The following is a 13,150-nucleotide window of genomic DNA, read 5'->3' as shown; positions in this document are numbered from 1 at the left end:
CGGTCGAGGGGTCACCGCCCTGTCAGGGACCGACTTCTGGGCGGTCAGGGACTGACTTCTGGGCTGTCAGGGACTGACTTCTGGGCTGTCAGGGACTGACTCCTCGGCGGTCAGACGGAGAAGTCGGAGGCGGTGCGGCGGGCCATCTCGAGGAACTGGCGGCGGGAGGCGAGGGATGCCTCGAGCTCGGCGGTGCGCTTCGCGTCGCCGGCGTCGCGGGCCTGGTCGAGGTCGGCCTCGAGGGACTCGACGGCGCGCTCGAGCTGGCCGAGCATGTCGTCGGCGCGGGCCGACTTCTCGGGGTCGGAGCGCTGCCACTGGTCCTGCTCGACCTGGCGGATGGCCTGCTCGACCTTGCGCATGCGGCCCTCGAGGGTCTTGACCTGGTCGCGGGGGACCTTGCCGGCCTCGTCCCACTTCGCACCGATGTCGCGGAAGCGCCGCTTGACGTCGTCGAGGTTGTCGGTCGTGACGGGCAGCAGCGCCTCGGCCTCGGTCAGCAGGCCCTGCTTGACCTCCGCGTTGGCCGCGAACTCCTTGTCGACCTCGGCGTTGGCGGCGTCGCGGGCGCCGAAGAAGGCGTCCTGGGCACCGCGGAAGCGCCGCCACAGGCCGTCCTCGACGTCGCGCGGAGCCGGTCCGGCGGCCTTCCACTGCTGCATGAGGTCGCGGTAGCGGCCCGACGTGGGGCCCCACTCGGTCGACCCGCTCAGTGACTCGGCCTCGCGCACCAGGCGCTCCTTGACCGCTCGCGCGCCCTGGCGCCGGTCGTCGAGCTCGGCGAAGTGGGCCTTGCGGCGCCGGGTGTACGCCGTGCGGGCGCCGGAGAAGCGGTGCCACAGCGCGTCGTCGGTGCGCTTGTCGAGGCGGGGCAGCTTCTTCCACTCGTCGAGCAGGTCGCGCAGCCGGTTGACGCCGTTGCGCCAGTCGTCGCCCTCGGCGATGGTCTCGGCCTCGGCGACGATGCGCTCCTTGCCGTCCTTGGCCTCGGCCTGCTTGCGGGCCTTGTCCTCACGGCGCTGGCCGCGCTGGACCCCCAGGAGCGGACGCAGCGCGTCGAGCCGGGCGGTGAGCGACACCAGGTCGCCCACGGCTCGGGCCTCGGCGACCTGCTCGGCCACCTTGTCGATGGAGGACGACGCCTCGTCGGGGGTCAGCGCGCCGCCGCGGACCCGCTGCTCGAGGAGCTGCACCTCGAAGGCGAGGGCGTCGAAGCGCCGGGTGAAGAACGCCAGCGCCTCCTCGGGCGTGCCCTCGGGGTACTGCCCGACCTCGCGCTCCCCGTCGGGGAGGGTGACGTAGACGGTGCCGTCGCCGGTCACCCGGCCGTGCTCGACAGTGAGGGCCGTCTCCTGCGAGGTCACTGCTCTGCACCTGCCCTGGGTCGTCGTGCCTGGTCGTGGTGTGCTCGCCGTCGCGGTCCGCTGCCGGCCCGGACGCGGGCCACTCTAGCCCGCGGCCCCCGCGCGGGCGGGGGCGTGGCGGCCCCGACCCGATGAGTAGGCTGACGCGGGTGCCGGGCGGCCGGGGCGTGCGCCGGCGCGGGTGACCACCCCGACGAGGGACGACCACGGGCAGGAGCAGAGCAGGTGCTGATCGCAGGCTTCCCCGCCGGCCCCTGGGGCACCAACTGCTACGTCGCCGCCACGGGCCCCGGTGAGGAGTGCGTGGTCATCGACCCCGGCAAGGACGCCGCCGCGGGCGTCGCCGAGGTGGTGCGCGAGCAGCGGCTCAAGCCCGTCGCCGTGCTGGTGACCCACGGGCACGTCGACCACATGTGGTGCGTGACCCCCGTGGCCGGCAGCTACGACGCCACCGCGTGGATCCACCCCGCCGACCGCCACCTGCTGAGCGACCCGATGGCGGGCATGTCGCGCGAGACGCGCCAGATGCTCGCCGGCGGCCTGCTCGGCGGCACGCACGAGTTCGCCGAGCCCGACCGCGTCGAGGAGCTGAGCGACGGCCGCACGCTGTCGCTGGCGGGGCTCCGCTTCCACGTCGACCACACGCCGGGCCACACCGAGGGCTCGGTGACGTTCCGCTCGCCGTACCTGCAGGACGGCGTCTCCCAGGTGATGTTCTCGGGCGACCTGCTCTTCGCCGGGTCGATCGGCCGCACCGACCTGCCCGGGGGCGACCACCCGACCATGCTGCGCAGCCTGCGCGAGAAGGTGCTCACCCTCCCCGACGACATCGTGGTGCTGCCCGGGCACGGCGAGCAGACCAGCATCGCGCGCGAGCGCGCCACCAACCCGTTCCTGCGCGACCTGCAGGACGACGAGCCCGGGCGCACGGGCCCGGTCACCCGAGGACTCTGAGATGGCCCGCGTCACCCCGCTCAGCGGGTTCCCCGAGCTGCTGCCCGCCGAGCGCGTCGTCGAGCAGCAGGTGCTGGCCTCCCTGGCCGCCACCTTCGAGCTGCACGGCTTCGCCAACGTCGAGACCCGTGCCGTCGAGCCGCTCGAGCAGCTGCTGAGCAAGGGCGAGACCTCCAAGGAGGTCTACGTCCTGAAGCGGCTGCAGGACGCCGAGGGTGGGCTCGACCGCGAGAAGGGCCTCGGCCTGCACTTCGACCTGACCGTGCCGTTCGCGCGCTACGTGCTGGAGAACGCCGGACGGCTCGAGTTCCCGTTCCGCCGCTACCAGGTGCAGAAGGTCTGGCGCGGCGAGCGGCCCCAGGAGGGCCGCTACCGCGAGTTCACGCAGGCCGACATCGACGTCATCGGACGAGACACCCTCGCCTTCCACCACGACGTCGAGGTCGCCCGCGTCATGACCGACGCCCTCGGGCGCCTGGAGGTCCTGCCCGGCTTCACGCTGCAGGTCAACAACCGCAAGCTCATCCAGGGCTTCTACGCCGGCCTCGGCATCGGCGCCGGCTCGGGCGACCTCGACGCCGTCATGCGCCAGGTCGACAAGCTCGACAAGGCGAGCGAGGAGCAGGTGCGCGTCGCGCTCGTCGACGAGGCGGGGCTCAGCACCGAGCAGGCCGAGCAGTGCCTGGCGCTGGCCCGCATCTGCACCTCCGACACCTCGTTCGTCGAGCAGGTGCGCGCTCTCGGCGTCGAGCACCCGCTCCTCGACGAGGGTCTCGCCGAGCTCTCCGCCGTGGTCGAGGGCTGCGCCGCGCTGGTCACCGACCGGGTCGCGGTCACCGCCGACCTGCGCATCGCGCGCGGCCTCGACTACTACACCGGCACCGTCTTCGAGACGCGGCTGCGCGGGCACGAGGGCCTCGGGTCCATCTGCTCCGGCGGCCGGTACGACGCCCTGGCCACCGACGGCCGCACGACGTACCCCGGCGTCGGCATCTCCTTCGGGGTCAGCCGCACCCTCGTGCCCCTGCTGGCGCAGGGTGCGGTGGGCGCCAGCCGGTCGGTCCCGAGCGCCGTGCTGGTGGCCGTGGCCGACGAGGACGCACGGCCGGCGAGCGACGCGGTCGCCAGCGCGCTGCGCGCCCGCGGCATCCCCTGCGAGGTCGCGCCCGCGGCCGCCCGCCTGGGCAAGCAGATCCGCCACGCCGACCGGCGCGGCATCCCGTTCGTCTGGTTCCCCCCGGCCGACGCCACCGAGGGCAGCGGCCACCAGGTCAAGGACATCCGCGACGGGAACCAGGTCGACGCCGACCCGGCGACCTGGACACCGTCGAGCGACGACCTGCGACCGCAGGTGGTCTCGACAGGCTCGACCAGCGAAGCGAGCAGTTCGACCAGCGAAGCGAGCGGTTCGACCAGCGAAGCGAGCAGCTCGACGGGCGAAGCGAGCGGCTCGACCCACGACAGCAGCACCCCCAGCACCGAGGAGACCCACCCGTGATCCGCACCCACGACGCCGGCAGCCTGCGCGCCGAGCACGTCGGCCAGACCGTCACCCTCGCCGGCTGGGTGGCCCGCCGCCGCGACCACGGCGGGGTGGCCTTCCTCGACCTGCGCGACGCCAGCGGCGTGGTGCAGGTCGTGGTGCGCGACGAGGAGGTCGCCCACAGCCTGCGCAACGAGTTCTGCGTCAGGGTGGTCGGCGAGGTGAGCGCCCGCAAGGAGGGCGCTGCCAACGCCAACCTCGCGACCGGTGACGTCGAGGTCGTCACCACCGAGCTCGAGGTGCTCTCGACCGCCGCGCCACTGCCGTTCCCCATCGACGACCACGTGGAGGTGGGGGAGGAGGCGCGACTGCGCCACCGCTACCTCGACCTGCGCCGCAGCGGCCCGGCGGCTGCGCTGCGGCTGCGCAGCGAGGTCAACCGGGCGGCCCGCGAGGTGCTGCACGGCCACGACTTCGTCGAGGTCGAGACGCCGACGCTGACCCGCTCGACGCCGGAGGGCGCGCGCGACTTCCTGGTGCCGGCACGTCTCCAGCCCGGCAGCTGGTACGCCCTGCCGCAGAGCCCGCAGCTGTTCAAGCAGCTGCTCATGGTCGCGGGCATGGAGCGCTACTTCCAGATCGCGCGCTGCTACCGCGACGAGGACTTCCGCGCCGACCGCCAGCCCGAGTTCACCCAGCTCGACATCGAGATGTCGTTCGTCGAGCAGGACGACGTCATCGCGCTGACCGAGGAGATCCTCGCGGCGCTGTGGAAGCTGATCGACGTCGAGATCCCGTCGAGCTTCCCGCGGCTGACCTACGCCGAGGCGATGGCCCGCTACGGCTCCGACAAGCCCGACCTGCGCCTCGACCTCGAGCTGGTCGACTGCACCGAGTTCTTCGCCGACACGCCGTTCCGCGTCTTCCAGGCGCCGTACGTCGGTGCGGTCGTCATGCCCGGCGGGGCCTCGCAGCCTCGCAAGCAGCTGGACGCCTGGCAGGAGTGGGCCAAGCAGCGCGGCGCCCGGGGCCTGGCCTACCTGCTCGTCAAGGACGACGGCGGGCTCGCCGGCCCGGTCGCGAAGAACGTCAGCGAGGCCGAGCAGGCCGGCATCGCCGCTCATGTCGGCGCCAAGCCGGGCGACTGCATCTTCTTCGGTGCCGGCGCCCCGAAGTCGAGCCGGGCCCTGCTCGGCGCCGCGCGCCTCGAGGTGGGACGCCGCTGCGGCCTGCTCGACGAGGACGCCTGGGCGTTCTGCTGGGTCGTCGACGCGCCGCTGTTCGAGCCCGCCTCCGACGCGGTGGCGGCCGGTGACGTCGCGGTCGGTGGCGGGCAGTGGACCGCCGTCCACCACGCCTTCACCAGCCCGCAGGACCCCGACGGCTTCGACGCCGACCCCGGGGAGGCGCTCGCCTGGGCCTACGACGTCGTCTGCAACGGCAACGAGATCGGTGGCGGGTCCATCCGTATCCACCGTCGCGACGTGCAGGAGCGGGTCTTCGCGCTGATGGGCCTCGACGCCGAGGCGGCGCAGGAGAAGTTCGGCTTCCTGCTCGACGCCTTCGCGTACGGCGCCCCGCCGCACGGCGGCATCGCGTTCGGCTGGGACCGCATCTGCGCCCTGCTCAGCGGCACCGACTCGATCCGCGAGGTCATCGCGTTCCCCAAGAGCGGCGGCGGCTTCGACCCGCTGACCCAGGCGCCCGCGCCGATCACCCCCCAGCAGCGCAAGGAGGCCGGTGTCGACGCGCCGGCCAAGGCGGCCGAGAAGGACGCCGAGAAGAGCGCCGAGAAGAGCGCCGAGAAGAGCGCTGGGTAGGCGCCAGCAAAGGACCCCGCGCCGCCGTACGCCCGACCCGGGCGCTGCCCCCAGGCGGCGTACGCCCCGCTGACCTCGGTGCGCACCCAGGCCGCATGGCGTCCTGGGTTTCGAGCCGTGGGGTCACGGTTCGGTCACGTCCGCGCCAGGCTCCTGGCGCGGGCAGGCGTCCCGTGCTCGGCGGCGTACGACGCACGACGTCCGGCGGTGGACGTCCGTCCACGCAGGTCATCCGGTCCGACCCATGGGACGGCTGGCCAGGTGACGAGACGCGCAACCGGGCCAGCACGGGGTAGATCGCGCCTTGGTAACGATCCGGTCGAGACCAGGTCACAACCCTTATCCCCGGCACGGGGGTGTGCCTACTGTCTCCCCGGATCAGTCCCACCGGGCTGGGCCTACGACCGCTGGCGCGGTGTCCGCACCGGGGCCACACCAAAGGAGACCACGTGAGAAAGAAGCGCTTGTTCGCATCCGCCGGGGTGCTCGCGTCGCTGACGCTGATCGGCACCGCCTGCTCCGCGCCGGGCACCGGTGACGGGGGCGGCGACGGAGGCAGCGGTGAGAGCTCGCAGCCGACCTCGATCACGCTCGGCTGGAACCAGCCCTTCTACTCGTACAACGAGAACAGCGCGACCGGCAACGCGACGGCCAACTCGGTCATCAAGTACCTCATGAACAACAACTTCTGGTACGTCGACCAGGAGGGCAACATCCAGGAGGACACCGACTTCGGCACCTACGAGCAGACCAGCGAGGACCCGCTGACGGTCGAGTACACCGTCAACGAGGAGACCACCTGGTCCGACGGCACCCCCGTCGACGCGGCCGACCTGCTGCTCACCTGGGCCGCGCAGAGCGGCAACGTCAACGACGAGGGCGAGAACGGCAAGGTCGCCTTCACCGGTTCCTCCATCGGTCTCTCCCGCGTCACCGAGGTGCCCGAGATCTCGGAGGACGGCAAGGGCCTGACCCTCGTCTACGACCAGCCCTTCGCCGACTGGCAGTACGACATGTCGGTCCCGGTGCCGGCTCACGTGGTCGCCATGAACGCGCTTGGCATCGACGACCCGATGGAGGCCAAGCAGGCCCTCATCACGGCCATCCAGGACGACGACCGCGCCGCCCTGGCCAAGATCGCGAAGTTCTGGAACACCGGCTTCGACTACACCTCCTTCCCCGACGACGAGAACCTCGCCCTCTCCAACGGCGCCTACGTCATGACGGAGATGGAGGAGAACCAGTTCGTCACCCTGGAGCGCAACGACGACTTCGAGGGCGACAAGGACGCCTCCTTCGACACCATCACGGTGCGCTGGGAAGGTGACCCGCTGGCCCAGGTCCAGGCGCTGCAGAACGGCGAGATCGACATGATGGCCCCGCAGGCCACCGTCGACCTGCTCCAGGCGGCCCAGCAGGTCGAGAACGCCGACATCCAGACCGGCGACGACGGCACCTACGAGCACATCGACCTGGTGCAGAACAACGGCGGCCCGTTCACCCCGGAGGCCTACGGCGGCGACGCCGAGAAGGCCAACCAGGTCCGCAAGGCGTTCCTGCTGGCCATCCCGCGCCAGCAGATCGTCGAGCGCCTGATCCAGCCGATCAACCCCGACGCCGTCGTGCGCGACTCCTTCAACATCACCACGGGTCTCGCGGGCTACGACGAGATGATTGCCGAGAACGGCTCCGAGGAGTTCGCCGAGCCCGACCCGCAGGCGGCCCAGCAGCTGCTGCAGCAGGCCGGCGTCGACACGCCGATCGACGTGCGGTTCCTCTTCGACCCGACCAACGCCCGCCGCGTGAGCGAGTTCGAGCTGCTCAAGCCCGCGCTCGCCGAGGCCGGCTTCAACCTGATCGACAGCTCCGACCCCAACTGGGGCGAGCTGCTGGCGCAGTCCGACACGTACGACGCGTCGCTGTTCGGCTGGCAGTCGACCACGCTCGCCGTGAGCGCCAGCGCGGAGAACTTCGTGACCGGTGGTCAGAACAACTTCACCGGCTACAGCAACGAGGAGGTCGACGCCCTCTACGACCAGCTCGTGGAGACCACCGACGAGGCCGAGCAGCTCGAGCTGCAGATCCAGATCGAGCAGCAGCTGTTCGAGGACGCCTTCGGCATCACGATCTTCCAGTTCCCGGGCACCACGGTGTCCAACGAGACCCGGGTGACGAACGTCAACCCCGGCACGCTCAACCCGACCATGTTCTACGGGTTCTGGGACTGGGAGGCCCCCGAGAGCTGAGCCTCTCGGCGGTGACCGGCGCCTGAGGGCTGCCGCTCGCGCCAGCGCACCCCCACGTGGTGGGCCCCGGCCTCGCGCCAGGGCCCGCCACGTGGGATGTTCGATGCCGTCACGACGGCCCCGTCATCTCGCGGACCCGAATCAGGTGGTTCCTGCCCCATGGTTGTGTTCTTCGTCAAGCGGCTGCTGATGTCGCTGCTCGTGGTGCTCGTCTCCACGTTGGTCATGTACGTGCTGGTCGACATCTCGATCGACCCGCTGCGCGACCTGCGGCAGAGCCAGGCCCCCAACAAGCAGGAGCTGATCGACGCGCGCATCGCCCAGCTCGACCTCGACCAGTCGGTGTTCGTGCGCTACCTCGACTGGTTGCGCGGCGCGACGGGTTGCCTGTACGGCCAGTGCGACCTCGGGACCAACTGGATCACCGGGCGCGAGGTGACCTCGCTGCTCTCGGGTGCAGTCACGACGACCATCCAGCTGGTGACGGTCTCGACCCTGCTGGCGATCGTGCTGGGGGCGCTGGTCGGCATCGTCAGCGCGCTGCGCCAGTACAGCGGCTTCGACTACTCGATCACGTTCCTCAGCTTCCTGCTCTACTCGCTGCCCGTCTTCTGGGTGGCGGTCCTGGCCAAGGTCTTCCTGGCCATCGACGCCAACGACTTCCTGAGCCGGGAGGACCCGGGTCTCGGACCCGTGACCATCGTCGTGGTCGCGCTGTTCGTCGGTCTGGTCGTCTCGGCCGCGGTCGCGGGGGAGACCCGCGCGCGGCTGCGCAACTTCGGCATCGCCACGGGTGTCACCGCTCTCGTGCTCGTCTACCTCAACGTCACCAACTGGTACGCCAACCCGTCGGTCGGCATCGTGGTCATCGCCGTCAGCGCGGTGGGCTGGGCGTTCGTCATGACGATCCTGTCCACCGGCCTGCGCAACCGGCGCGCGCTGTACGCCGCGCTGACGGTCGCGGGCCTCGGCATCGTGCTGTGGTGGCCGATGCTCTTCGTCTGGTACTACGCCAGCGAGGCCGGGATCCTCGGCTGGCCACTCGTGGTCGGTCTCTTCGTGCTCGGCGTGGTCGTCAGCATCGGTGTCGGCCTCGCCTGGGGTGGGCCCGACCGGGGGGCGTCGGCCCGCACCGCCGCGCTGACATCGGTCCCGATCGCGGTCACGCTGTTCGTCGACCGGCTCCTGATGAGCTGGGGCGACTACAACGACAACCCGCTGATCCGCGGCCGTCCCATCGCCACCGTCGGTCGTACGACGCCCAACCTCGAGGGTGACTTCTGGATCCGGACGCTCGACCTCGGCACCCACCTGATCCTGCCGACCGCGACGCTCATCCTGATCTCGTTCGCCACCTACACCCGTTACACCCGGGCCTCGATGCTCGAGGTGATGAACCAGGACTACATCCGCACGGCTCGGTCGAAGGGGTTGACCGAGCGCACCGTGGTGATGCGTCACGCCTTCCGCAACGCGTTGCTGCCGCTGGCCTCGATCGTGCCCGTCGACATCATCACGCTCATCGGCGGCGCGGTGATCACCGAGACCATCTTCGGCTGGTTCGGCATGGGACGCCTGTTCGTGATCTCCCTCGGCGACAACCAGCAGTACCCGGTGATGGCGTACATCCTGATCGTCGGCATCCTCGCGGTCGTGGCCAACATCGTGGCCGACCTCATCTACGCGGTGCTCGACCCGCGGATCCGGGTGGCGGCATGAGCGCCCCCGCCACCGTCCCGACGTCGGCCCGCCCGACCCCCACCGTCCGACCGGCAGGAGCGTCGCGATGACCATGGCGAACGACCCCACGCCGGTGGGGGACACCAACGAGAACGCGATCGAGCTGCGCGAGGTCGAGGGCCTCTCGCAGGGCCAGATCGTCCGGCGCCGCTTCTTCCGCCATCGAGGCGCGCTCGCCGGCATCGTCGCTCTGGCCCTGGTCGCCCTGCTCGCGTGCAGCTCCATCGGGATCCTCGGGCTGCCGGGCTGGTGGAAGTACGACTCGGTGCGCACCACCGACATCGTCAACGGCGGGCGGCCCACGCTGGGCCTGCCGGGGTGGCTCGGTGGCAGCGGGCTGTCGTGGGGAGAGCACCCCTTCGGCCAGGACGACATCGGCCGCGACGTCTTCGCGCGGACGATGCGCGGCGCGCAGACCTCGTTGATGGTGATGCTCGTCGTGAGCGGCATCGCGATGGTCATCGGCATGGTGGTCGGTGCGCTCTCCGGCTTCTACCGTGGCGCGACCGACAACGCCCTGATGCGGCTGACCGACCTGTTCCTGACCTTCCCGGTCATCGTGATCGGCGCGGTGCTCGGCAACGTCGCCGGCGGCGCCGGCGTCTTCTGGCTGGCCGTGGTGCTGGGCCTCGTCACCTGGCCCACGCTGGCCCGACTGGTGCGCGGGGAGTTCCTGTCGCTCCGGGAGCGCGAGTTCGTCGACGCCGCGCGCGTGGCGGGGGCCAGCGACGTCCGGATCATGCGCAAGCACATGATCCCGAACGCCATCGGCGTCATCATCGTCAACACCACGCTGCTCGCCTCGGCAGCCGTGCTGCTGGAGGCCGCACTCAGCTTCCTCGGCTTCGGCGTGCGCTCGCCCGACGTCTCGCTCGGCACGATGATCAGCGACTACCAGTCGGCGTTCTCGACCCGGCCCAACCTGTTCTGGTGGCCCGGCTTCTTCATCATCGTCATCGCGCTGTCGGTCAACTTCATCGGCGACGGCCTGCGGGACGCGTTCGACCCGCGCCAGAAGCGGATCCCGTCGGCGCGCAAGATGCGCAAGGCCCTCGAGGCCGGCGGCGCCGACGGCACGGGAGCGGGTCGGTGACCCCCGACGTCGGGTCAGCCCAGCGCCAGCGTCAACGCGGCGAGCAGCGGCAGCACCACCAGTGCGGCCACCGTGCCGCGGTGCCAGGTGACGGGCAGGCGTTGCTGCTCGAGCCGGCCGCCGTCGAGGTGGCCCGCGTCGCGCAGCCGCTCCCAACGCTCGCGCACCACCTGGGCGGCCTCACCCTCGCGCCCACCGGCACGACCACGACCCGAGGGGGCCTGGGCGCCCCAGGCCTGCACCGTGCCCCACGCCGTGCGCAGGGTCAGGCCGTAGCGGCCCTCGACCTCGTCGACGGCCGGCCACGGCACCAGCACCGTGCGCAGGGTGTTGACGACGCGCACGCCGCCGTCGGAGACCTCGACGTACGGCTGCCAGAACGCTGCCCAGCCCAGCACGCCGAAGAGCACCACGAGCGGCCCCCACGTGACCACGGCGTCGGCCCCGTCGGTCGCGACCGCCAGGAGCACCAGGCCGGCGATGGCCACCATGACCGCACCGAGCGCCCGCGAGGCCGACGAGCGCACCACCACGGTCGGTCCCATGGGAGCAGCCTCCCAGAGGGTCCGGCCCGGACCTCCGCACAGCCCCGCCACGCCCAGGGAAGAGGTGGCACCGCATGAGCACGCACGCCGACAGCACCGACCAGCCCGTCGATGACCTCGACCGGCTCGGCTCCGCCGACGCCGCGAGCGAGGACTACGGCGACGAGTCCGAGCGGCTGCTCGAGGTCGAGGACCTCGACGTCGCGTTCTACGTCGACGGCGAGTGGATCCCGGCCGCCCGCAACCTCAGCTACCACGTCGACCCGGGCGAGGTGCTCGCCATCGTCGGCGAGTCAGGCTCCGGCAAGACGCAGTCGTCGATGTCGCTGCTGGGGCTGCTGCCGCCCAACGGCCGCGCCAGCGGGAGCGCCCGGTTGCGCGGCAAGGAGCTGCTGGGCCTGAGCGGCGCCGGGATGCGCCGCGTGCGCGGCCGTGAGATCGCGGTGATCTTCCAGGAGCCCATGACGGCGATGAACCCCGTCTACACGGTGGGCTTCCAGATCGTCGAGACGCTGCGCTCGCACTTCGACATCGGGCCCAAGGCGGCCAAGGAGCGCGCGCTCGAGCTGCTGCGCCTCGTCGAGATCCCGGAGCCGGAGCGCCGGTTCGACAGCTTCCCCCACCAGCTCTCCGGCGGTCAGCGACAGCGCGCGATGATCGCGCAGGCGCTGGCGTGCGAGCCGCAGCTGCTGGTGGCCGACGAGCCCACCACCGCGCTCGACGTGACGGTGCAGGCCGAGATCCTCAAGCTGATGCGCGACCTGCGCCACCGGGTCAACGCCGGCATCGTGCTCATCACCCACGACATGGGCGTGGTCGCCGACATGGCCGACCGCATCATCGTGATGCAGCACGGCCGGATCGTCGAGCAGGGCACCGCCGACCGCATCTTCAACCACGCCGAGCACCCGTACACCCAGCAGCTGCTCGGCTCGGTGCCGCACTTCGGTGCGGCCACCACCCGCAGCACCGAGCAGGCCCCGGCCGCGACGACGCCGACCGAGACCCGCGAGCCGATCTTCGTCGCCGAGAACCTCGTGCTCGAGTACCCCAAGCGTGGCCGTCAGCCGGTCTTCCGCGCCATCGACGACGTCTCTCTGTCCGTCGGTCGCGGCGAGGTCGTCGGCCTGGTGGGGGAGTCGGGCTCGGGCAAGACCACCATCGGTCGGGCCGCGGTCGGGCTGCTGCCGGTCGCCGGCGGCCGCTTCGACGTGGCCGGCGTGCAGCTCGCCGGGGCCAAGCGCAAGGACCTGCGGCCGCTGCGGGACAAGGTCGGCATCGTCTTCCAGGACCCCGGCTCCTCGCTCAACCCGCGCTTCCCGATCGGCGAGTCGATCGGCGAGCCGCTGCTGCTCCACCGGGGCATGAAGGGCCCCGAGCTCAGCAAGGAGGTCGAGCGGCTGCTCGACCTGGTGCAGCTGCAGCGCGGCTTCCGCAACCGCTACCCCCACGAGCTCTCCGGCGGTCAGCGCCAGCGCGTCGGCATCGCCCGCGCGCTCGCGCTCCAGCCCGACCTGCTCGTGGCCGACGAGCCGACGTCCGCGCTCGACGTCTCGGTGCAGGCCAAGGTGCTCGACCTGTTCCAGGAGCTACAGCGCGAGCAGGGCTTCGCCTGCCTGTTCATCAGCCACGACCTCGGCGTCGTCGAGCTGCTCGCCTCCCGGATCGCGGTGCTCTACCACGGCAAGCTCGTCGAGGTCGGCCCCACCGAGCAGGTCGTGCACCGGCCGCAGCACGCGTACACCCAGCGGCTCGTGGCCGCCGTGCCCGTGCCCGACCCCGACGAGCAGCGCCGTCGCCGCGAGGCCCGCGACGCGCTGCTCTCGCGCACCGGAGCGTCCTGAGGGGCTCGCGGACAGATCCGTACCGGCGTCGAGCACCCACCTGCGCCCGCCTCGTAGGGTC

Annotated in this window: 8 protein-coding genes and 1 pseudogene; 7 read left to right on the top strand and 2 right to left on the bottom strand. The window is 71.4% G+C overall.

What is annotated here, in order from left to right; all coding sequences use genetic code 11:
* Nucleotides 1-110 precede the first annotated feature (110 nt).
* On the bottom strand, nucleotides 111-1,364 hold the full coding sequence (locus ACYU8I_RS02975; protein WP_460837286.1) for a DUF349 domain-containing protein: 1,254 nt from the start codon (nucleotides 1,362-1,364) through the stop codon (nucleotides 111-113).
* A 225-nt stretch (nucleotides 1,365-1,589) separates the two neighbouring features.
* Here ACYU8I_RS02975 and ACYU8I_RS02970 point away from each other — a divergent pair, with 225 nt between their 5' ends.
* The 6 genes and pseudogenes from ACYU8I_RS02970 (at nucleotide 1,590) to ACYU8I_RS02945 (ending at nucleotide 10,700) form a co-directional block, all read left to right on the top strand.
* Nucleotides 1,590-2,318 carry an MBL fold metallo-hydrolase gene (locus ACYU8I_RS02970; protein WP_460837283.1) on the top strand — a complete coding sequence of 243 codons (729 nt, stop codon included), beginning with the start codon at nucleotides 1,590-1,592 and terminating at the stop codon, nucleotides 2,316-2,318.
* Nucleotide 2,319: 1 nt separating this feature from the next.
* Nucleotides 2,320-3,681: pseudogene (gene hisS / locus ACYU8I_RS02965) on the top strand (histidine--tRNA ligase); the annotation flags it as partial.
* A 131-nt stretch (nucleotides 3,682-3,812) separates the two neighbouring features.
* Nucleotides 3,813-5,621 carry an aspartate--tRNA ligase gene (gene aspS / locus ACYU8I_RS02960; RefSeq protein WP_460837280.1) on the top strand — a complete coding sequence of 603 codons (1,809 nt, stop codon included), beginning with the start codon at nucleotides 3,813-3,815 and terminating at the stop codon, nucleotides 5,619-5,621.
* Nucleotides 5,622-6,070: 449 nt separating this feature from the next.
* Nucleotides 6,071-7,867, top strand: a complete 1,797-nt coding sequence (locus ACYU8I_RS02955) for an ABC transporter family substrate-binding protein (RefSeq protein WP_460837278.1) — start codon at nucleotides 6,071-6,073, stop codon at nucleotides 7,865-7,867.
* 159 nt (nucleotides 7,868-8,026) lie between these two features.
* Nucleotides 8,027-9,586: an ABC transporter permease gene (locus tag ACYU8I_RS02950; protein WP_460837277.1), complete on the top strand. Its 1,560-nt coding sequence runs from the start codon at nucleotides 8,027-8,029 to the stop codon at nucleotides 9,584-9,586.
* 67 nt (nucleotides 9,587-9,653) lie between these two features.
* Nucleotides 9,654-10,700, top strand: a complete 1,047-nt coding sequence (locus ACYU8I_RS02945; RefSeq protein WP_460837275.1) for an ABC transporter permease — start codon at nucleotides 9,654-9,656, stop codon at nucleotides 10,698-10,700.
* Nucleotides 10,701-10,714: 14 nt separating this feature from the next.
* Here ACYU8I_RS02945 and ACYU8I_RS02940 read toward each other — a convergent pair whose 3' ends face one another.
* Nucleotides 10,715-11,245: a PH domain-containing protein gene (locus tag ACYU8I_RS02940; protein ID WP_460837273.1), complete on the bottom strand. Its 531-nt coding sequence runs from the start codon at nucleotides 11,243-11,245 to the stop codon at nucleotides 10,715-10,717.
* A 74-nt stretch (nucleotides 11,246-11,319) separates the two neighbouring features.
* Between ACYU8I_RS02940 and ACYU8I_RS02935 the strand changes: the two genes are divergently transcribed.
* On the top strand, nucleotides 11,320-13,089 hold the full coding sequence (locus tag ACYU8I_RS02935) for an ABC transporter ATP-binding protein (RefSeq protein WP_460837271.1): 1,770 nt from the start codon (nucleotides 11,320-11,322) through the stop codon (nucleotides 13,087-13,089).
* Nucleotides 13,090-13,150 lie beyond the last annotated feature (61 nt).

The sequence above is a fragment of the Nocardioides marmoraquaticus genome, from assembly GCF_054777915.1.
This window is presented reverse-complemented; position numbering and strand designations above follow the sequence as displayed.